We start from the raw sequence: 19,065 nt of genomic DNA, 5'->3' as shown, positions 1-19,065 counted from the left end.
GAGACAGGTTCGTATATAAAGAAGAGAGACAAGAGCTCCCGGAAATGGGGCGTATCCAGAGCAGAGCTCTTGTCTCTTCATACAGTAGACGATTGCTAATTCAGTTTGACCTGCTCAATCGTTTTGAGGTGTCCTTTACGGGAAGCACCGCCGATGGCGAGCAGACCACCATTGCCATCCGGCAGGAGACGATGGAAAAAACGTGGTGTGGCCAGGGTGCCTGCTTTTTTCCAGCTGTTGTTTTTCTGGTCCAACTGGTAGACGCCACCATCCATACCACTGAAATACAGTTTGCCGTCAATACTCCAGGCGGTGGTGCCGAAGCCATTCATGGTGCTGCCTGGCAGCTCTGGTCCCTTGGTCCATTTTCCGGTTTCAGGAGAAAAGACATCGACTTCATGGCTGATGTCTCCGTCAGCGTCGATGCCACCCATTGCATAAATTTGACCCTGGTGTGCAGCGGCGGAGAGTGCTCTGCGCTGGAAGGGTTGTTTAATGGTTTTCCACTGTGGTTTCTCCTGAGAGGCGTCGAGGACCAGCATGTCTTCCTGCCAGATCGATTCGTCCTCTTTTCGCATGGTCCAGCCACCGACGACGTATAAATTATCGCCGAGAAAGACGGAGTCGTGAGAAGAGCGACCGGTGGGCATGGCTGTGACAGCTTCCCAGGCTTTCTTATCAGGAGAAAACCGTTCGACAGTCGGTAGAGATTCCATCAGGGAGTCTTCGTCTTTCTTATTGTAAGCGGAGAGTCCGCCGACGCGGTAGACGCTTTCTCCGTGCGGAGCCATTGCTAAACCCTGCAGTGGGGTTTTGATGGGCAATGATTCCCATTTGGAAGGCTGTTTGAGGTTCAGACGCTGAAAATTCTTCGAGAGGTTATCAGCACTGTGAGCGTGAGCACGACCGATGTGACCACTATAAACATAGAGATAATCTCCACTGACGGCAGCACCGAAGCTGGAAATTCCTTCGGGCAGCTGAGGGTATTTGCTGTCAGTAGCTGCTTCAGAAGTGGCAGCTGTTTTATTGTTTTCAGCAACAGCGACAAAGGGCAGAGTCAAAGTGGAGTAATGACGCACGCTGTCATACTTATCCCCTTTATGTTCGCCTTTTTTCTCCTGGACGAATTTTGCCCGAATTGAGTAAACACCTTCTACCAGTTTGAACTGGTGCTGACCTTTGGCGTTGGTGGCAGCGGTGACTGAGGCATCACTGGTTTTAGGACCGATGATTTTGAGTTCGACATCTGCCTGTGCTTTGCCCTGCCAGTTGACCTGCAGAGTGACTTCGTCCCCTTTGAGGGTAGGGACAATATCCAGAGGCAGCTGTTCTGTGCAGGAGATTTTACTCCAGACACGCTGGCTTTTCTGGGGATAGGTTTTTGCATAATACTGGAGCAGGAACTGGCTCTCTCCACGGGTGATGACGCCATAGGTGTGGCTCAGACCGTAAGCGGCGCGACCTGCTCCCTGGGGTTCCGGTGTGATGAACAATGAGTCATCACCGGCTGTAAGCGAGTACGTTTCCAGCTTGCCTTTGGCATTTTTCTCCCAGATTTTAATACCGGTCAGTGGCTTGAGCAGATCCGGATCATCGGGTTCTGCTGCTTCCCCAAAATAGAGTTGAACCTTGGCGGCATTATTTTTTCCTTCTGCTTGAGGCAGGAGCCAGAGGAAATGCGCGAACGCCTGGTTGGTAATTGAAGCAGCCAGCAGGCAGACGACAGCTGCGGTCCATTGAAACGTCTTCATGAGGTTACTCTTCTTAAACGGGTGAAAGTAGTAGTGGGAACTTTATCTGGATTGAGCCTGAGACAATGCTTCAGGCGAAGCTAAACGATGGTTGGAGAGTGTGATCGAGCCGACATTTCGTTCAAAATTCTCACCGGTTTCGATAGTCAGCATATTGGATGGCAGATCGAAGTTTCCAATGCGGGTGAATGCAAACGTATTGCTGCGATTTCCAGTAATGGCCCCTGACTTGGGATCTCTGTAGATCACTGAAGTATCACGCGGCAGTACCTCGTTTTCTTTCGTACGCCAGACGTCCAGCGTGGAAATTGTGAACCAGGATTTGTCCGAACGACGATGGACTTCAGTCATGACATCACCCTGTAGTCGAAACGATACGCTTTTGCCATCAATGTTGACCAGTCGGCCCAGGGGGTGATTTACTTCATCATCGGCGAACGTGGCGGGGATCGGCTCCTGCTTGCGATATTTACGATGCCCGATTACCGAGTTCAATTTGGGCAGGCTCCACTCAGAAAGCGAATTGTCTTCCAGGGAGAGATTCACTTTGAAATCTTTGTCAGCCGTCAGTTTGCCTGTGGTACTCTTTCCATTGTATTGGACACGGACATCGGCCGTGAAACCAGGGAAATCACGCCAGGTTGCGCGGGCTTCCCTGACTTTCTGATACAATTGAGTGGCAGCCTCTTTATTGGGATTGGAAACCAGCTTGGGTTGGTCCCGGGCAGGCGACCACTGAATCGTTGCGGAAAGTGAGAGCAGGACGATTAAGCCGGCCAGCCCCCATTGTTTCAGTTCACGTTTTATGTTTTCACGGAGTAGCATTTGATTCTCCACAGGAGTTTTTTGAACAGGGTTTCTGGGGTTTTATCAGCCAGTGCAATTCATACGATTCTGATATCAATTGGTATCAGCAGGCTGGCCATTCATTTGATCGCGCTTGATTCAGTTACTCTTTTTAGCAGGGGTTGAAGTGAGTTCGAAAACTAAATCATTTTTTCCCTCGGCTGTGATGGATTTCGTAAGCGTGCTGCGTCGATTGTATTGCGGAGGAACTTTCAAGACTTTGATTCGCTTGATTCCCGCTGCTTTCATTTTTTCGATTGCCTGTTCATCATCGGGTGCAAAACCGCCATCATCCGTCGAGATGATCTCAATGCGGTTGGTGCCCACGACAGGTCCAAAATCTTCACCAATCGAGAATATTCCATGGTGGATGGTAACGGATGCCTGGGGGCCTTTGTTGTCATCTGTGGGAATAAATCTGATTACTCCCTCGGGAAGGGGATCGCCATCTAGTTTGACGATCCCGCGAACGGCGGCCCGGGAAAACTCCTGATTTGAAGCACCACAACCGGAAAAGAGGAGGGACAAACAGAGTAGAAGAGTCAGTGTTTTAAAAGTCACCGATCACCTCCCCACCGTTGCGGGTTGCCAGTGCATCCAGCAGCGTAGCATCGATATTTTCAGAGATGAAACGCACGGAACCATCAACCAAAACAAATTGCACGCCACCGACATGGTCACTGCGAAATGATTTTCTCCAGTTGCTGTCAAAAACGGAATCATCGGCTACATCGTGTGGGTTGAAATCTGCAGCGGTGAAACAGACAGTCGAGCCGGGATAAGGGTTAGCCCAGTAAGTGTATCCATATCGTGACTGACCATTACAGCTAGAACTGGAACTGGTAAATTTATAATCGGGCAGGTTATAAGCGGTTTCCCCAATTAGCAGTGTATTTGTGGTGCCATCAGTAATGTCTCTAAACCGGATTTTTCCAGCGGTACTTCCAGTATAGACAATCGCACCATTCTGCTCAGGAACCGGATCCCCATAGTGGGACCAGTAAATATTGTAGTCTTCCGTACCTCCACAAACGGCATAATGTCCGGGAGCTCGGCCATTATCATCCGAACAACTGGGCACAGCACGTCTCATGGGAGAGGTGGGGCACAGGTAGAACGGCAGCATCTGTGAAGTGACCTCTACATTGTAGGGGTCTGAATTATTTAAACTAAAATTATAGAGGTTGTAGGCATTTGACTGATCTATGAAGGGGAGGATTGAAACAAAGAGGCTGCCTCCACTTGTAATTGAATCCTCATTGCCACAGTTGGCATTAGGCAGACAGGTGTAAACGTCGGCGTAATTGTGGACAGCCAGGCCAATTTGCTTGAGATTGTTTTTACATTGAGTCCGGCGGGCTGCTTCGCGTGCCTGTTGAACAGCGGGGAGCAGTAAAGCGATCAGAATAGCGATGATTGCAATGACGACGAGTAGCTCAATCAGTGTGAAGGCGCGTTTCTTGCGATAGCGGGATAGCATGATTTCTCCTGAATTGTAGAAAATACCAGTGTGATGAATTTGAAAGATTGTGAGATCTTTCAATGCCCGTTTGATCTGGCTGGCTGGCTACAAATGGAGAAACGCCATCTTTGCTTGCTGGCTGATTGAAATTGAAACTCAATCTCAATAAGGGGATCGTATAAAGAGCTTCCCTGTCCTGCAAGTTTTTCTATCAGCATTTTGTGGAAAAACAGGAAATTCTCTGTCGCGAGTGGGGCTGAGAATGGGCTCTCACTATCTGAATGATTTCAATCAGAAAATAAAGTCAGTCGAAAATCATGAGATAATCGTCGTTGATAACTATGACGTAAAGCCTGTAAATGAATCAGGATAGGATGTGTCAATTTTCTGGTTGCGCGGCGATGCAATCCAGAAACTGCTGCCCGAAGTCATCACACTTTTTCTGTCCTACCCCCCAGGTCTCCAGGAATTGCGGTAGTGTCTGTGGTTTGTGACGCGCCAGTTCTCTGAGGGTCGCATCTCCAAAGACCATATATGGTTGAATCCCTTTTTCCCCTGCGATCTCCTTACGTAGTATGCGTAAACTTTCGAAGAGATCCTGGTCGACACCTTTCCAGTTCAAATGGGACAAATCGTTCTTTGAGCTACGATTTGTCTCGGATTTGCCGGTTTCCGTCGTTCGCATCAACTGGGGAGTGAGTTCCCCTTTCAGGAGTTGCCTGCCGGTTTTAGTAATGCGGAGTTGTTGATACTCGGCTGTTTTGGTTAGATATCCCTGAGATACCAGTTGGTTGATCCAGTTTCGGATCGTCGCAAGACTTTCTGTTTTGAGCAGGCCGTATGTACTTAAATTATCGTGCCCGTTCGCCAGGACTTTTTTATCTTTTGAACCTTTCAGTACTGCAGCCGTGTAGGAAGATCCAAAGTTCTGATCCTGTCTGAAAATGGAGGACAGGATTTTCTGCCCGATGACCTGGGCATCTTCTACTTTCTGAAAATCACCGCGACAGAGATCGCAGCCTGTTTCGCAATCCTGTTCCAGATCCTGTCCGAAATGCTGCATCAGATAACGGTGTCGACAGTCAAATGCATGGCAGTAGTTCTGCATGGCCCGCAGCGACTGCAATGCGCTCGCCTTCGATTCATCGGGCTGATCATCCAGAATTCGCTTCCAGATCATCGCATCCTGTTCTGAATAGAGCAAAACGCACTCTGCTTCCAGACCATCCCGCCCTGCCCGTCCGCTCTCCTGCTGATAATTTTCCAGCGACTTGGGTAAGCCGGCGTGAATGACATAACGCACATTCGGTTTATCGATTCCCATGCCGAACGCGATCGTCGCGACAATGACGTCGACCCGGTCCTGAATAAAGTCTTCCTGATTCGCTGCCCGTTCTCCATCCGGCAATCCTGCATGGTAAGGACGTGTTTCATAACCGGAATCGTTAAGCGATTCGCTCAACGATTCAACATCGGCACGGGAAATACAGTAGATTACGCCGGGTTCTCCGGGATGTCGATCCAATACCGTACAGACCTGATTAAATCGATCGGCCCGTCGCGCGACGGAGTAAGTCAGGTTGGGACGATCGAAGGAACCGATTAGGATTTCAGGGGTTTTTAACCCCAGTTGTACGGCGATATCTGAGCGAACATCTTCCGTAGCAGTCGCTGTGTAAGCATGAATTCCACACTGGGGAAAGATGTTTTTCAATTCCGACAGTTCACGATAATGGGGGCGGAAATCGTGTCCCCACATACTGACGCAATGTGCTTCGTCAATGACAATATAAGACAGGTTGATCTCTGCCAGCAGGCAGAGCATGTTTTCGAGCATCAGTCGTTCCGGGGCGACATACAAGAGTTTGATCTTGCCGGCCCGGACATCGCGCAGGACCTGACGTGATTCTTCCTGATCCAGAGAACTGTTGAGGCAGGCTGCAGAAATACCACAGACACGGAGTGCATCGACCTGGTCTTTCATGAGTGAGATCAGGGGGCTGACTACGACGGCTGTCCCTTCCCTGCAGAGTGCAGGAGCCTGATAGCAGAGCGATTTACCTCCGCCTGTCGGCAGTACGACCAGCGAGTCCCGGTCATCCAGTACGGCTGTCATCGCTTCCTGCTGCAGGGGACGGAACTCCGCATAGCCCCAGTATTCGTGCAGCACATCCAGTAAAGCGTCATCCATTCCAGCGCGGGTCATCATTTATTCCGTTGTATCAGTATCGTCTGAGAAAAACATTCAGCAATGTCGATACCTATCGTAACGGGTCGCGTAGAAAAGCTAAAGGATGGATTTCTGGAGCTCAGTTAAGAGGCTTAAAATACTTCCGGAAGTGGGTCATAGCCATCTACCAGATAGTGCGGACGACCGGAGAGATCCTGAATGGGAGCAGTTTGATAATCGATTCCCAGATGGCGGTAGAGTGTGGCGAAAACTTCGCCGAAGTGAATCGGACGATCAGCGACCTGGGCTCCCAGTCGATCAGTACTCCCTATGACCTGACCGGTTTTGAAACCACCACCTGCCAAAAGTCCACCACCGACGGCGGGCCAGTGATCGCGTCCGCCATCTTTATTGATTTTGGGAGTCCGACCAAATTCGCCCCAGGCAACGACAGCGACGTCATCTGCCATCCCCCGTTCATGCAGATCTTCGATCAATGTTGCTAATCCCTGATCAAACTGTGGGAGATGTGTCTTTTTCAAACCGCCAAAATTGTTACTGTGAAAATCCCAGCGACCGAAATTGAGAGTCACAATTCTGGCACCAGCTTCCACCAGCCGTCGTGCCATCAGGAAATGCTCCAGGTTTCTGGGGGCACCATCGCCGTAGTTTTTCGGATCCCCTTTGCCATAACGCTCACGGATTGCAGGATCTTCCTGCGAGAGGTCGAGTGCATTGACCAGGCGATTGGATGTCAGAATATTGAACACCTGCTGATTCATGTCGTCCATGCCCTGCATGGAACCGCTGGCATCAGCTTCTCGTTTAAACTGGTCAAAGGAGGCCAGCAGTTGTTTACGGTCATTCAGTCGAGATTCGTCAATCCCATTCAGAACCATGTTTTTACGAGAGGGACCAGAAGGACGAAACGCGGAATTGCTGACTCCTAGAAATCCCGGCAGCCCCGGAGAGCCATAAGGGGGATGACCCGTATCAGGAGAAAGTCCGACGAAAGGAGGGACTGCGGGATTCGCAGGTCCCTGAAGTTTTGAAACGACCGAACCAATCGAAGGCCAGCCACCAGCCGGCTGATTTCGGGTCGTGCGACCGGTATAGCAGATAAAGGAGTCATGGGCACCGTTGGGAGAGCCATGCACGGAACGCAGGGGAATGATTTTATCGGCGATATTACCCAGGCGTGGCAGGTGTTCGCAGATCTGGAATCCGGGGACGCGGGTCTCGATTGGCCGGAACTCACCTCGGATTTCGGCAGGGGCATCCATCTTCAGGTCATACATATCCTGGTGCGAGGGGGCACCACACATGTAAATCATGATAACTGCTTTTTGACGTTTGCTGCTACCTGATTGTGACTCTGCCTGCAGCAGCTGAGGCAGGCTCATACCACCTAAACCCAGTGCGCCAATTTTCAGAATTTCCCGACGTGAAACACGATCACAGAGCTTCTTCTCTGGTCCCCAGATTGACAGCATCGGTATTCCTTTCTCAAGGACAGGCAGGAGTTTAGTGTAGATATTGTGGTGAGCGATTTTGGTGTGGATCAATGATCAGGATTCATTGATGTATTGGATTGTAGCACTTCCGATCAGTGATTTCCAAGCCCAAATACTGAAAGTGTTCCTCGAAGTGAGAAAAATAGTTCTTAGTAGAATCTTTATATTTTATCGACCGTTGTTGCGAAATCAGTACTGCGAAACTGAATATCACCGAAAAGAGCGGATTGCTGAAAGAGTTTATCCAGTCGTTAATATCGAATGATTACCGGCATTTCAGATCAAAAATAGGAAGTGAAAAATGTATCAAGCGATTAAAAATGTAGGATTCCTGCAGAGATTATTAAAAATAATTTGAAATTTTGATTCGGACTGCGAGAATATGAAACAGGGTAAAGTTTAAAGCCGTGTTGAAGTGTCAGGTCGAGGGAATCGTAAGCACTTTTTACAGAGAAATTCTGATCGTTGCAGTTCGGGAGATCCAAAGTGAATCCAGCCAAATCTGAATCGACACCCAGGCTTGCATCCTCAGGGAACCAGTCTGGAGACCAGCCGCCGGGCAGAGAAAGCCAGGACATGCTGCCTGGACTTTCTGTGAGTTCGCCCCCCCCTTCCCCTCACGGTAAATCGACAGCCTTGGATCGCTGGTTGATGCGAACTATGCTCAAGCAGGCCGGGAATCCTGAAATTGAAGTGGTATTGTGGGACGAGAGTGTGATCACTACATCACCAGTCCCTCCCACGGTCCGTGCCCATATTCACAATCGTAGTACGCTCTATAAATTGTTGATCGACCCCAGCCTGTATTTTGGAGATGGCTACACTCAGGGATTGATCGAGGTGGAAGGTGGTCTGGTTGCCTTCAATGAGGCGATTGATTGTTGCACACATGTTGTTGATACAAAACACTTTTATCGAGATCGGTTGCGTAGTAGCCTGGCTTGGTTAAAACGCAATACGATTGATGCCGCCCGAAGTAACATTCATCATCATTACGATATCGGCAATGATTTTTATCAGCTCTGGCTTGATGAACAACTGGCTTACACCTGTGCTTATTTTGCGGATCCGGAGATGTCTCTGGAAGAGGCTCAAATTGCAAAGATGGACCACGTTTGTCGCAAGGCGGGGCTGAAATCCGGTGATACGGTTGTGGAAGCGGGATGTGGCTGGGGAGCACTGGCGCTGCATATGGCCAGGAATTATGGTGTGAAAGTCAGAGCCTATAATATTTCACGAGAGCAGCTTGCTTATGCCCGCGATCGAGCTCAGAGGGAAGGCCTGTCGCAGCAGGTGGAATTTGTTGAAGATGACTGGCGCAATATTACCGGGACTTATGATGCCTTTGTTTCCGTCGGAATGCTGGAACATGTCGGCCTGAAAAATTATGAGCAACTTGGCGAAGTGATATCACGGTGTTTGAATCCGCAGGGGCGTGGGCTGATTCACTCCATCGGCTGTAATTCACCGCGCACTCTGGATAGCTGGACGACACATCGAATATTTCCTGGTGCTCATGTTCCCAGCTTGAGCGAAATGATGCAGATTTTTGAACCGCAGAAATTCTCCGTTCTGGATGTGGAAAATCTACGATTGCATTACGCTGTTACGCTGGAACACTGGCTGCAACGCTATGAGCAGCATCTGGATCAGGTGAGTGAGATGTTCGACGAGAAATTTATTCGCACCTGGCGTCTGTATCTGTCTGCTTCCGTTGCGGCATTCCGTTCCGGTTCATTACAGTTGTTTCAAGTCGTTTTTACGAATGGTGACAATAACGAGATCCCCTGGACACGAGCGAATTTGTATGCGGATGAACGAGAACAAGTCCAGGCAAAGTGAGCAAACGTAATGCAACCTGAAAGCTGTGATGTACTGATTGTGGGAGGTGGACCGGCAGGCTCTTCCTGCGCGTGGGGTCTGCGAGAGTCAGGTCTGGATGTTCTGATCCTCGATCAGGCGACCTTTCCGCGAGACAAAGTCTGTGCCGGCTGGATCACACCGGCAGTCGTTGACCTGCTGAGTCTGGATTTGGCAGACTATCAAAAGTCGCATGTCCTGCAACCCATCACCCGCTTTCGGACCGGGATCATCGGAGGGGCTGCAGTTCAAACGGAATATATGCAGACCGTCAGTTATGGGATTCGGCGTCGTGAGTTTGATGATTATCTTTTAAACCGTTGTGGGGCAAGAACGCGACTGGGAGAGAAATTTCATTCATTGGAACGAACGGAAACTGGCTGGCTGGTGAACGGAACTCTGCAGGCAAAGGTCATTGTGGGGGCTGGGGGACATTTTTGTCCTGTGGCCCGCTGGTTAAACCCTGAGAAACAATCCGAACATACGGTCGTGCTGGCACAAGAGACTGAGTTTCAACTGACTTCGGAACAGTTAAAAGTTTGTCGTGTGCAACCGGAACGGCCTGAATTGTATTTCAGTCCCGATTTAAGGGGTTATGCCTGGTGCTTTTTAAAAGGCGAATTTCTCAACGTGGGCATTGGTCGAGAGGGAGAAAAGCAGCTTTCTGCTGCACGGGACGAGTTCATTCAATTTCTGGATTTGGAAGGACGCGTCCCCCGAGAGATCCTGGGGAAATTCAAAGGGCACGCTTATCGACTGTATGGGCTGCAGAAACGCACGATTGTAGATGAGGGAGTCATATTGATTGGAGATGCTGCCGGTCTGGCCTCGCCGCAAAGCGGAGAAGGAATTCGGCCAGCCATTGAGTCCGGGCTGATGGCAGCTGATGTACTTCAGCATTGTCAGGGGCTGTATGAAAAAAATCAGTTACAGGATTATCAACAGAAACTGCTGGATCGGTTTGGTCCCTGGCCTGATAAACCTGCTGGCAGTATCATCCCCGCTCCTGTTCGTCAGTTCCTGGGCAGACATCTCATCTCCACACACTGGTTTACTCGTAATGTTTTGCTGGGACGCTGGTTTTTACAACAGCATCTGCCACCACTGGTACGCAGTTGATTCAGAATCCCTTCGGATTGCGGATTCAGCGAATCTTTATATTAACTGAGGCGAGACCATTCGAGCTCGATTCCCTGCTTCGTTAGTGATGACTGAAACTCCTGGAGCTTTTGTGGTGTATTGCGGATCTGACGTGGCGTCGTTTGACTGGTTATGGCGTGTGAGCAGAGGGCACCGGCTGCTTCGCCAATCGACCATTCCACCGGATGCAGTCGATAACAACCATTAGAGATATGAGTGGTGCCTATGTTTTTGCAGCCTGGGATCAGGTTTTCCACCCGTTCTGGTATCATGGCCCCCAGGGGGATCTGGAAAGGGACACTCCCCATATCAATATAATTATCACCGCCAGAACTGGGATGCAGATCCAAGTGATAGTAACCGATTCCCACGGTGTCGGAAAACGGTTTTGCCAGCAGTGGTTTGTGATCTTTCCCCAGAACTTTAAGTCGTTCTGAGTAAGTCAGGTCCTGTTCTTTGATTGTTGTTTCTGCACGGATACGACGCGATTCTCGGATGTAAGGATATTTAGCCAGACCGTCCTCTGTGCCGGTGATGTCATTTCGCAGTCGCAGTCCAGGCCAGCCTTGGCCTCCATCTGGACGAGGAGCTTCGGTTTGCAGCCAATATAACAAAGACAGGCTGAGTTGTTTGGCGGCTGTGAGATGCTTTTCTCTTTCTGCAGGAGAGACATCGGTGATATTGCCCAGCATGTAATCGTTTTGAGGCCAGTTGATGACGGTAATATCACTTTGATAGGACCCAGGTGTAAAATTATTACGATCAATCATCCGGCGGTACAGCCAGAGGTTCAGAGACCGGGTCTTCGGAGCAGGAGTTTCTTTTCCACAAGGAACAAACGCGAGTGCTTTTGGTTTTAAAGTTCGCGGAGAGGAATAAGCGAGTGAGAGTATCTTCCCTGACCAGGCGGGTGTCAAAGGTGGGGTATGAGCTTTCCAGAAGTCGTACATTGCCGGCCGCTCAATGATGTGATCTTCCCCTGCCAGGTGGTCGATAGCGAAGCAATGTGTGAACGACTGGATATTCTGAGGATTTGCTTTCTCTGGAGCATGTGGCTCACCGGTTTCTGTCTGGGATTCTGCACCGAGGACGTATTCTGTTTTTGTTAATGGCAGCAGGTCCCCTTCTTCGCTGGCGTCGATGAAGTACGCTCCATGGAGGGTGACGGGATGTCCTGTTCCCTGTGTCTGACACGTAACAGCAGTGATTCTATCACCAGACAGTTCGGCTGACAGCGGTTGTGTATTGAGTAAGAGGGTCAGTTGGCCGCTGCTGATGGCGGGAGCCAGCATGGATTGCAGTGCTGCAATCCCGACTTTCGGTTCATGGCAGATGCGTGAAACAGAACCATTGCCCGGATTCAGATTGGTCGTCTTTTGGGCCTTGCTGGTCAATGGATAATATTGTTTATAATAGTCACGAATCAGCGTTCGCAGTTTTGCATACGATTCGGTGCGGCCAAACGATTCAATCCACTTGTGTTCATCGGGGGGAACCGCCTGTTGAGAGATCTGTCCGCCGATCCAGTCTGTGGGCTCGGTGAGAATCACACGAGCGCCATTACGGCAGGCTGCCAGAGCAGCAGCACAGCCTCCCAGCCCGGCTCCGATGATGACAATATCTGCAGCTTGCTCACGTGGGTTCGCTGCGGAACAGGACCGTGATTCTAATGCATGGAGAAAGTCGAGGCTGAAGATTCCGGAGCCGTAGATACCACATTGCTGTAAAAAACGTCGTCGTTGCATATTCATGTTGTTCAAAGCGATCAAGAAAGAGATGGCGATCAGGTAAGCGTTACATGGGGGTAGCCTCAGTCATAGTACTGTTTCGTAATTATCTTAAGTATATCGTGGCTAATCTACCAGTGGAAAGTGATAAATGAAACGATGTGATTGTTTAAAACTGGAATTGATTGAAGTGCAACGGTCAGGAATTGTTATGAAAAATCTTCGATGTCTGTTCTACCTCCTGCTATTGGGAGTGCCTCGACTTATTCTGGCAGCAGAATATTTTCAGATTACGGTCATAGATTCCGAGTCGAAACGGGGGATACCGCTGGTTGAACTGGAGACGGTTAATCAGATCCTGTATGTCACTGACAGTAATGGTATCGCCGCGATCAATGAGCCCGGGTTGATGAATCAGGAAGTCTACTTTTTTATTCGCAGTCATGGGTATGAATATCCTGTGGATGGGTTTGGATTTAAGGGTAAAAAAATCAAAGTCACTCACGGAGGAAAAGTCACCTTGGAAATGAAGCGGGTCAATATCGCAGAGCGATTGTACCGTGTGACGGGAGGTGGGATTTATCGAGACAGTCTACTGACGGGGGCTGCTGTCCCGACTCTGCAGCCTGTGTTGAATGGTCGCGTGCTCGGTTCCGATAGCGTAGTGAATGCGCAGTACAAAAACCGGATGTACTGGTTCTGGGGAGATACGAATCAGCCTGGCTATCCTCTGGGGAATTTTTCCGTGCCAGGCGCTGTTTCTGAGCTGCCAGATCAGGGAGGGCTGCCGATTCAGGAGGGCGTCAATCTGAATTATTTTCTGGATCAGAATGGCTTTGCCAAAAAGACATGTGATATGCCGGGGCCGGGACCCACCTGGATTGATGGTCTGGTTACGTTACGCGATCACCAGGGAAACGAACGACTGTTCGCGAAATACGTCAAGATTAAGGACCTTCTGACCGTTTATGAACGGGGGCTGGTCGAATTTAATGATGAGCTCAAAGAATTTGAAAAGCGGCAGGTCTTTGATTTCGATGCCCCGCTCTACCCGGTCGGACATCCGGTAGAATATCAAATGGAAGGCCAGGACTTCATTTTGTTCGGACTGGCTGCCCCGTTGATTCGTGTTCCGGCGACATCTGGTGATCTGGCTGACTTGAAACAGTATGAAACCTATTCCTACATCAAGCCCGGGACAGAAGCCGCAAAGTGGATCGTAGACCGAGATAAAGAGGGGCAGTTACGCTACGAGTGGCGGAAGCAGATACCCCCTTTAACCAGTGAATTGGAGAAAAGACTGATCCAGCAGGGACAGCTAAAAAAGGATGAGCAATACTTTCAACTGCGTGATCTCGAAACGAAAAAACGGGTCGAAATCCAAAACAGTTCTGTGGCCTGGAATGAGTATCGCGGTAAGTGGACGATGATCGGGTTACAGAAATTCGGTACTTCTGTTCTGGGCGAAATCTGGTATTCCGAAGCGGCAAGTCCGTTGGGCCCGTGGAAATGGGGACGAAAGATTGTCACGCATGATCAATACAGTTTTTACAACCCAAAACAGCATCCCCTGTTTGCCCGGGAGAAAGGTCGGCTGATTTACTTCGAAGGAACATATACGACCCTGTTTTCAGGAAACGAGGTCAAGACACCCCGCTATGATTACAATCAGATCATGTATCAGCTTGATCTGTCCGATCCCCGTCTGGCGTCAGACTTATTTGAGAAATGAGTCCGCTGGAGAGCAATAAAAAAACACAGAGACGAAATCGGTGGAGCCGTCTCTGTGTTCTGATTGTTCTGAAGTTTGTGTTCAGGAATCTTTGTTTAAAAGTTTGTCCATCAGGAATTCATCGGAAGTCGCGTATTTTTTTGATTTTGAGACGCCGGGAATCAACAGGTGACACTCGGTTCCGGCTTTGTCCGCTTTCTCTTTCATTTTAACGCCATACACGGGGTGATGGATGCCATGACCTGCATTTTCAGAAGGCAGTTTCATGTTATTATTGTACCTCATTAACAATGGAGGATCATCGGCGGTCAGATGATTGTAAGGTGAGAATTCCTTGTACAGCGCCTCGTGCTGTTTGTAGTTTTCCATCACTTCATCCATGCTTTTTCCGCCGACCGATTTATAGATCATCGCATGTTTGAGCACATTAGGACCGAGCCAGGGTTCGATCACTTTGGGATCGATTGATGTCTGCCCCCCTGCAACGGCGGCAGCGATAACACGCGTGGATTCCCTCAGCACTGGATCTTTGGCTTTGGGGTCTGCCAGATCATCGTGCAGTAGGAGCCACATTGAAGTGCAGGCCCCGGCACTGCCGCCGGTTAAGGCGACGCGCTCTTTGTCAATGTTCCAATCATCAGCCTTAGAGCGAATAAACTGTATGGCGCGGGCGGCATCGTGAACGGGAGCGGGAAGAGGCGCTTCACCTGTTAAGCGATAGTTGATCGAAGCAAAGGAGATTCCCTTTTCAAGAAAAGGTTGGATGTTACGGATCTTGTCCTTATCGCCACCGATCCAGCCGCCACCATGAATGTAAACCAAAAGCGGGCGAGGACCGTCACCTTCTGCCTGCCAGAAATCGAGCTTGTTCATTTTAGACGGACCGTAAGACACGTCAGCCTGGGTGGGCGGAGGGTTCTTTGGTTTGTCGGCTGCAAATATCGCAGAAGAGGCAAATGAGACCGTAAGCAGTAAGGAAAACAGGAGTCGCAGCATGTCATCGTATCCTTTTCATATAGTGGAAAGATATAAAATGATTCGAATTTGTTTCTCATGAAACCAATCGAACTCTATTATATCGGAATCAAAGTCAATGTGTATGCTGACCGGATTAATTTGCGAACAGCATGGCTTCAATTAGACTGTGTCCTGTTTCATCAGTTTTAAAAAAGTACGCTGGAATGAGTTCACTCGATGAACGTGAGTTATTGAATCGGTATTTTGAAAAGAAGATCTCTCGACAGACAGGTGCGGGGATTAATTTTTCGAAAGCAGAACGCGTTTTTGGTGATTTGAAGATCGAGTCCATCAGTGATTTAATCGAACAATTCGATCAGCTCGATCCCCTGAGCCAGAGAGTTGCGGTACTCATTTTTGGAGAATTTGAAGTTTTGGACTCCCTACCGATTCTATTTCAGGGATTATTCTCAAAAGATACTTCATTACCGGGACTTTGTGGTCATTCATTGGGACTAATAGGAGGAGATAAGGTCCTCAAAAAGTTACTGCAGTTGCTTTCGAAACATTCTGAGATCAGGATTCACTATCATGTTTAATATGCACTCAAGTGGATTGATAAACTGAGTGTGGATGCTGCCAGATTACTTACGAAACAATTATGTGAGATAGCCCAGAACGGGTCCTCGGCTGAAATTGTAACGGACCGGGATCGAGAGGACGCGGATAGTGGTCGGGGTATGGCTGCGGAAGGCCTGAGTCATTCTCTGGATTACCTTGATCGACGCACTAAAGATTATCGGCGCGGCGTGAATGTCTTACTCAGTTTGCTCACTGACGATTCTGCAGGAGTGCGAGGCGATGCTGCTTATTCTCTAGGATATCTCAACGAAAAACGGGCGTTGGAGCAGTTGGAGTTTCTGGTTGAGAGTGATTTTGAAATCTGTCCCGGAATCGGTACCGTTTCCTCAATTGCCGCCGAATCAATCGAATGGATTCGTTATCATCGCAAACTTCAGGATGATGATGCTGACACTTTTTAATTGCGGTCCAGTTCGCGTTGGGAGTAGTTTCTTTTCTTGTTTTATCAGGTTATGATATGTCAGTAAGTTATTGTCCTGAAATAGAGCACCCATTAGACATGCTTCAGTGGAGTATCGAGAGATGAAACCTGTGAGTTACTGTGGAATCGTATGCATGCTTTTGTTGGTTTGTGTCCCCTGCTCTGACGCGGGGGAGAAATCAAAGAGCCCCGATTCGGAAAAAGCACAGCAACTCTGGAAGCAGATTGCACCTTACTTCAAACCCGCAGATGAATTCAAAGGTGATCTGGGCAATTATCAAAGCCCGTTGAAATTTTATGATGGTCGTCCCGTGAAGACAACGGAAGACTGGCAGGCACGCCGACAGGAAATTCTGAAGACCTGGCATCAGAAAATGGGCGTTTGGCCTCCGGTCAATGAACATCCCCAAGTGGAGTACTTGAAGCAGGAAGAACGGGAAGGGATTACTCAATACACGGTCCGTTTTGACATTGCTCCTGGCCACCCTAATACCGGCTATCTGTTAATTCCCCCAGGGGCTAAACCCGATCACAGCAAGCCCGCAGTGCTGGTTGTTTATTATGAACCGGAGACCGGCGTCGGTTTGAAAGGAGAGAATCGGGACTTCGCGTTACAACTCGCGAAACGGGGTTTTGTCACTTTTTCTGTCGGTCATGATTACTCATTGTATTATCCCAATCGGAAACAGGCGGAAATTCAGCCCCTGTCTGCGCTGGCTTATGGAGCCGCGAATGCCTTTCATGTGCTGGCAAATCGAAAAGAAGTCGATCCTGACCGGATTGGAATTGTCGGCCATTCGTATGGTGGTAAATGGGCAATGTTTGCTTCCTGTCTGTATGATAAATTTGCGTGTGCCGCCTGGTCAGACGGAGGTATTGTGTTTGATGAAACCCGCCCCAGTGTCAATTACTGGGAACCCTGGTACCTGGGATATGCAGGGCCTGATTTTCGTAAACGAGGTCTGCCGACAAAGGACAACCCCCGTACTGGCTTGTACAAGGAACTTATCAAAGAGGGACATGATCTGCATGAACTGCATGCATTGATGGCGCCTCGTCCGTTTCTGGTTTCCGGGGGAGCTGAAGATCGGCCAAAACAGTGGCGGGCCTTGAATCACACAATCGCCGTGAATCGCTTTCTGGGCTACGAAAACCGCGTGGCAATGACCAACCGCGAAAAACATGCTCCTAATCCACAGTCGAACGAGCAGATGTATCAGTTCTTTGAGTTCTGGCTCAAGCACAGTCCAATAAAATCGAACTAATTGGTTTGGTACATGCAGGCAAACATGAGCATTCGCACCTGGGCGGCTCTGGTGACGATTTCGGAAGGTGAAATTATCGGCAAATTCTAATATTCGCCATCGAACACTACAAACATCATTAAGCCCATTAACCTGACAGTGGTCAACGGGCTTTTTTTATGCGCCGGTATTCTGCTTCTGGACTAAATCTTAAGTCTGCCACATCAAATCCGCGGTAACAGCTTTGTTTTATTTGTTTAAAAAATAGTGCGTCTTTATTAGAGGCTCTTTCGAGAAATTATGGAAAAACAGGAGAAATAATTAAGATATTGACGCACATTTCCTGGCTGAGGGGGTCTTTACTAAAGGGCGGTTTTCTGAAGGGATTTAATTTATCTCGTAACCGTTGCTCCAGAATCGTGTTTGATATCTATACCGAGTTCAGATTTGCTTTTGCATCTGACAACTTTTATCATGCGGAATAGAATTAACCTTCCATCCCGACTCCTGAATCGTGCTTACCCTCACTCACGCCATTTTCTGATTCTTACCAGCCTTGTTGTCAGAGTTGTTCTGCGCGATGCATGCAACCTGACTTTAATACTTTTACGATGTGATTAACTTGGAGATTATTTAGATGATAGACTGTGCTCGGTCTCATCGGCGGGGTTTCACGCTGATAGAATTATTAGTCGTTATTGCAATTATCGCGATTTTAATCGCACTTTTGTTACCTGCCGTTCAACAGGCTCGCGAAGCAGCCCGGCGTTCGACGTGTAAAAACAATCTGAAACAGATTGGACTTGCTTTACACAATTACCATGAAACTCATTCCTGCTTTCCTCCCGGGGGAGTCGGCTGGACTTTTACTGCGTCCTCTTCGGACAATCCGCAGTTGAACAGCATGGGGCCGATGGTCATGATTCTGCCTTTCATGGATATGGCCAATATTTATAACCAGTTTGATTTCAGTCTGAGTTATGCGAACCCGACTAATGTTGGACTGGCAGCGAATATTATTCCGACTTACCTCTGTCCTTCCTACTCGGGTGAAACAGTTATCTCAGAACATGGTTACCGGGGCTGGAACTCCAGTACGAAGAAAGCCATCACAAATTATCTGGGAGTGGGCGGTTATGCATCGACTGGAGCCCAGGTGGGAATCAGAAACAGTACCAGTCTGCCAGCAAACCAACGCGGGATCTTCTGGCCAAACAGCAGCACCCGGATGCGGGATATTACTGATGGCTCTTCCAATACCTTCATTTTTGGAGAATTTCGCCCTTCAATTATGTCTGATGTAGGCTGGGGGTCTAACGGTTCCTGTCATGACAACCGCTGCAGCCCGTGGGTGCGCGGGATTACTTTGGAAGGCAGTGGTGCTGTCAAAGTCATGCGCTACGGTCCGAACCAGGTGTTTCCAAAGACTGCTTATGTGAATGACTGGACCGTCGTGCCTTTCAGCTCACAACATGTGGGTGGAGTTCACATGCTGAATGCCGACGGCGGTGTTGTATTTGTCAGTGAAAATATTGATATCAACAACTGGCGCTATCGTGGCAGTATGGCTGATGGCCAAGTGCTGGGAGAGTAATC

Annotated in this window: 15 protein-coding genes; 7 read left to right on the top strand and 8 right to left on the bottom strand. The window is 49.0% G+C overall.

The genetic code is table 11. The features are described 5' to 3' along the window. Window positions 1-95: 95 nt before the first annotated feature. The 6 genes from ACN0YH_RS04790 to ACN0YH_RS04765 all read right to left on the bottom strand — a co-directional run bounded on the left by ACN0YH_RS04790 (window position 96) and on the right by ACN0YH_RS04765 (window position 7,725). Window positions 96-1,754, bottom strand: a complete 1,659-nt coding sequence (locus tag ACN0YH_RS04790; RefSeq protein WP_417378420.1) for a DUF4198 domain-containing protein — start codon at window positions 1,752-1,754, stop codon at window positions 96-98. A gap of 42 nt (window positions 1,755-1,796) precedes the next feature. After that, the gene (locus ACN0YH_RS04785; protein ID WP_417378419.1) at window positions 1,797-2,579 is read right to left on the bottom strand and encodes a DUF3386 family protein; all 783 of its coding nucleotides are present in this window, start codon (window positions 2,577-2,579) and stop codon (window positions 1,797-1,799) included. Between the two features lie 120 nt (window positions 2,580-2,699). Continuing rightward, window positions 2,700-3,161 carry a hypothetical protein gene (locus ACN0YH_RS04780; RefSeq protein ID WP_417378418.1) on the bottom strand — a complete coding sequence of 154 codons (462 nt, stop codon included), beginning with the start codon at window positions 3,159-3,161 and terminating at the stop codon, window positions 2,700-2,702. Next, a complete protein-coding gene (locus tag ACN0YH_RS04775) occupies window positions 3,151-4,080 on the bottom strand; it encodes a DUF1559 domain-containing protein (RefSeq protein WP_417378417.1) in 930 nt (309 codons plus the stop codon). The genes ACN0YH_RS04780 and ACN0YH_RS04775 overlap by 11 nt, the downstream gene beginning before the upstream one ends. A 361-nt stretch (window positions 4,081-4,441) precedes the next feature. Continuing rightward, complete coding sequence (recQ, locus tag ACN0YH_RS04770; protein WP_417378416.1) at window positions 4,442-6,271, bottom strand: DNA helicase RecQ; 1,830 nt, start codon at window positions 6,269-6,271, stop codon at window positions 4,442-4,444. Window positions 6,272-6,384: 113 nt separating this feature from the next. Then, a complete protein-coding gene (locus ACN0YH_RS04765; RefSeq protein WP_417378415.1) occupies window positions 6,385-7,725 on the bottom strand; it encodes a DUF1501 domain-containing protein in 1,341 nt (446 codons plus the stop codon). 507 nt (window positions 7,726-8,232) lie between these two features. Here ACN0YH_RS04765 and ACN0YH_RS04760 point away from each other — a divergent pair. Both ACN0YH_RS04760 and ACN0YH_RS04755 read left to right on the top strand, forming a co-directional pair. Further along, window positions 8,233-9,588, top strand: coding sequence for a class I SAM-dependent methyltransferase (locus tag ACN0YH_RS04760; RefSeq protein WP_417378414.1), 1,356 nt, complete (start codon window positions 8,233-8,235; stop codon window positions 9,586-9,588). A 9-nt stretch (window positions 9,589-9,597) separates the two neighbouring features. Next, window positions 9,598-10,725 (top strand): NAD(P)/FAD-dependent oxidoreductase, encoded by a 1,128-nt coding sequence (locus ACN0YH_RS04755; RefSeq protein WP_417378413.1) that lies wholly within the window; start codon window positions 9,598-9,600, stop codon window positions 10,723-10,725. Between the two features lie 41 nt (window positions 10,726-10,766). On the opposite strand, the gene ACN0YH_RS04750 is transcribed toward ACN0YH_RS04755, so the two are convergent. Beyond that, window positions 10,767-12,491, bottom strand: a complete 1,725-nt coding sequence (locus ACN0YH_RS04750) for an FAD-dependent oxidoreductase (protein ID WP_417378412.1) — start codon at window positions 12,489-12,491, stop codon at window positions 10,767-10,769. 193 nt (window positions 12,492-12,684) lie between these two features. Here ACN0YH_RS04750 and ACN0YH_RS04745 point away from each other — a divergent pair, with 193 nt between their 5' ends. After that, a complete protein-coding gene (locus tag ACN0YH_RS04745) occupies window positions 12,685-14,205 on the top strand; it encodes a hypothetical protein (protein WP_417378411.1) in 1,521 nt (506 codons plus the stop codon). 81 nt (window positions 14,206-14,286) lie between these two features. Here ACN0YH_RS04745 and ACN0YH_RS04740 read toward each other — a convergent pair whose 3' ends face one another. Continuing rightward, complete coding sequence (locus tag ACN0YH_RS04740) at window positions 14,287-15,201, bottom strand: alpha/beta hydrolase (protein ID WP_417378410.1); 915 nt, start codon at window positions 15,199-15,201, stop codon at window positions 14,287-14,289. Window positions 15,202-15,386: 185 nt separating this feature from the next. On the opposite strand from ACN0YH_RS04740, the gene ACN0YH_RS04735 reads away from it, so the two are divergent. The 4 genes from ACN0YH_RS04735 (at window position 15,387) to ACN0YH_RS04720 (ending at window position 19,063) form a co-directional block, all read left to right on the top strand. Next, window positions 15,387-15,761 (top strand): hypothetical protein, encoded by a 375-nt coding sequence (locus ACN0YH_RS04735; RefSeq protein ID WP_417378409.1) that lies wholly within the window; start codon window positions 15,387-15,389, stop codon window positions 15,759-15,761. A gap of 30 nt (window positions 15,762-15,791) precedes the next feature. Further along, a complete protein-coding gene (locus tag ACN0YH_RS04730) occupies window positions 15,792-16,205 on the top strand; it encodes a hypothetical protein (protein WP_417378408.1) in 414 nt (137 codons plus the stop codon). A 154-nt stretch (window positions 16,206-16,359) separates the two neighbouring features. Next, window positions 16,360-17,490, top strand: coding sequence for a prolyl oligopeptidase family serine peptidase (locus ACN0YH_RS04725; RefSeq protein WP_417378407.1), 1,131 nt, complete (start codon window positions 16,360-16,362; stop codon window positions 17,488-17,490). A 616-nt stretch (window positions 17,491-18,106) separates the two neighbouring features. Further along, entirely contained in the window at window positions 18,107-19,063 is a 957-nt protein-coding gene (locus ACN0YH_RS04720) for a DUF1559 domain-containing protein (RefSeq protein WP_417378406.1), read from the top strand. Window positions 19,064-19,065 lie beyond the last annotated feature (2 nt).

Source organism: Gimesia sp. (assembly GCF_048262075.1).
Classification (GTDB): Bacteria; Planctomycetota; Planctomycetia; order Planctomycetales; family Planctomycetaceae; genus Gimesia.
Note: the sequence above shows the minus strand (reverse complement) of the source record. Positions and strands in the feature narration are given on the sequence as shown.

Bases quoted from the DNA above. Each gene is read 5' to 3' on its own strand.
- ACN0YH_RS04790 (WP_417378420.1), bottom strand. From the start codon at position 1,754: ATGAAGACGTTTCAATGGACCGCAGCTGTCGTCTGCCTGCTGGCTGCT.
- ACN0YH_RS04785 (WP_417378419.1), bottom strand. From the start codon at position 2,579: ATGCTACTCCGTGAAAACATAAAACGTGAACTGAAACAATGGGGGCTG.
- ACN0YH_RS04775 (WP_417378417.1), bottom strand. From the start codon at position 4,080: ATGCTATCCCGCTATCGCAAGAAACGCGCCTTCACACTGATTGAGCTA.
- recQ (WP_417378416.1), bottom strand. From the start codon at position 6,271: ATGATGACCCGCGCTGGAATGGATGACGCTTTACTGGATGTGCTGCAC.
- ACN0YH_RS04765 (WP_417378415.1), bottom strand. From the start codon at position 7,725: ATGCTGTCAATCTGGGGACCAGAGAAGAAGCTCTGTGATCGTGTTTCA.
- ACN0YH_RS04755 (WP_417378413.1), top strand. From the start codon at position 9,598: ATGCAACCTGAAAGCTGTGATGTACTGATTGTGGGAGGTGGACCGGCA.
- ACN0YH_RS04750 (WP_417378412.1), bottom strand. From the start codon at position 12,491: ATGCAACGACGACGTTTTTTACAGCAATGTGGTATCTACGGCTCCGGA.
- ACN0YH_RS04745 (WP_417378411.1), top strand. From the start codon at position 12,685: ATGAAAAATCTTCGATGTCTGTTCTACCTCCTGCTATTGGGAGTGCCT.
- ACN0YH_RS04740 (WP_417378410.1), bottom strand. From the start codon at position 15,201: ATGCTGCGACTCCTGTTTTCCTTACTGCTTACGGTCTCATTTGCCTCT.
- ACN0YH_RS04735 (WP_417378409.1), top strand. From the start codon at position 15,387: ATGAGTTCACTCGATGAACGTGAGTTATTGAATCGGTATTTTGAAAAG.
- ACN0YH_RS04725 (WP_417378407.1), top strand. From the start codon at position 16,360: ATGCTTTTGTTGGTTTGTGTCCCCTGCTCTGACGCGGGGGAGAAATCA.
- ACN0YH_RS04720 (WP_417378406.1), top strand. From the start codon at position 18,107: ATGATAGACTGTGCTCGGTCTCATCGGCGGGGTTTCACGCTGATAGAA.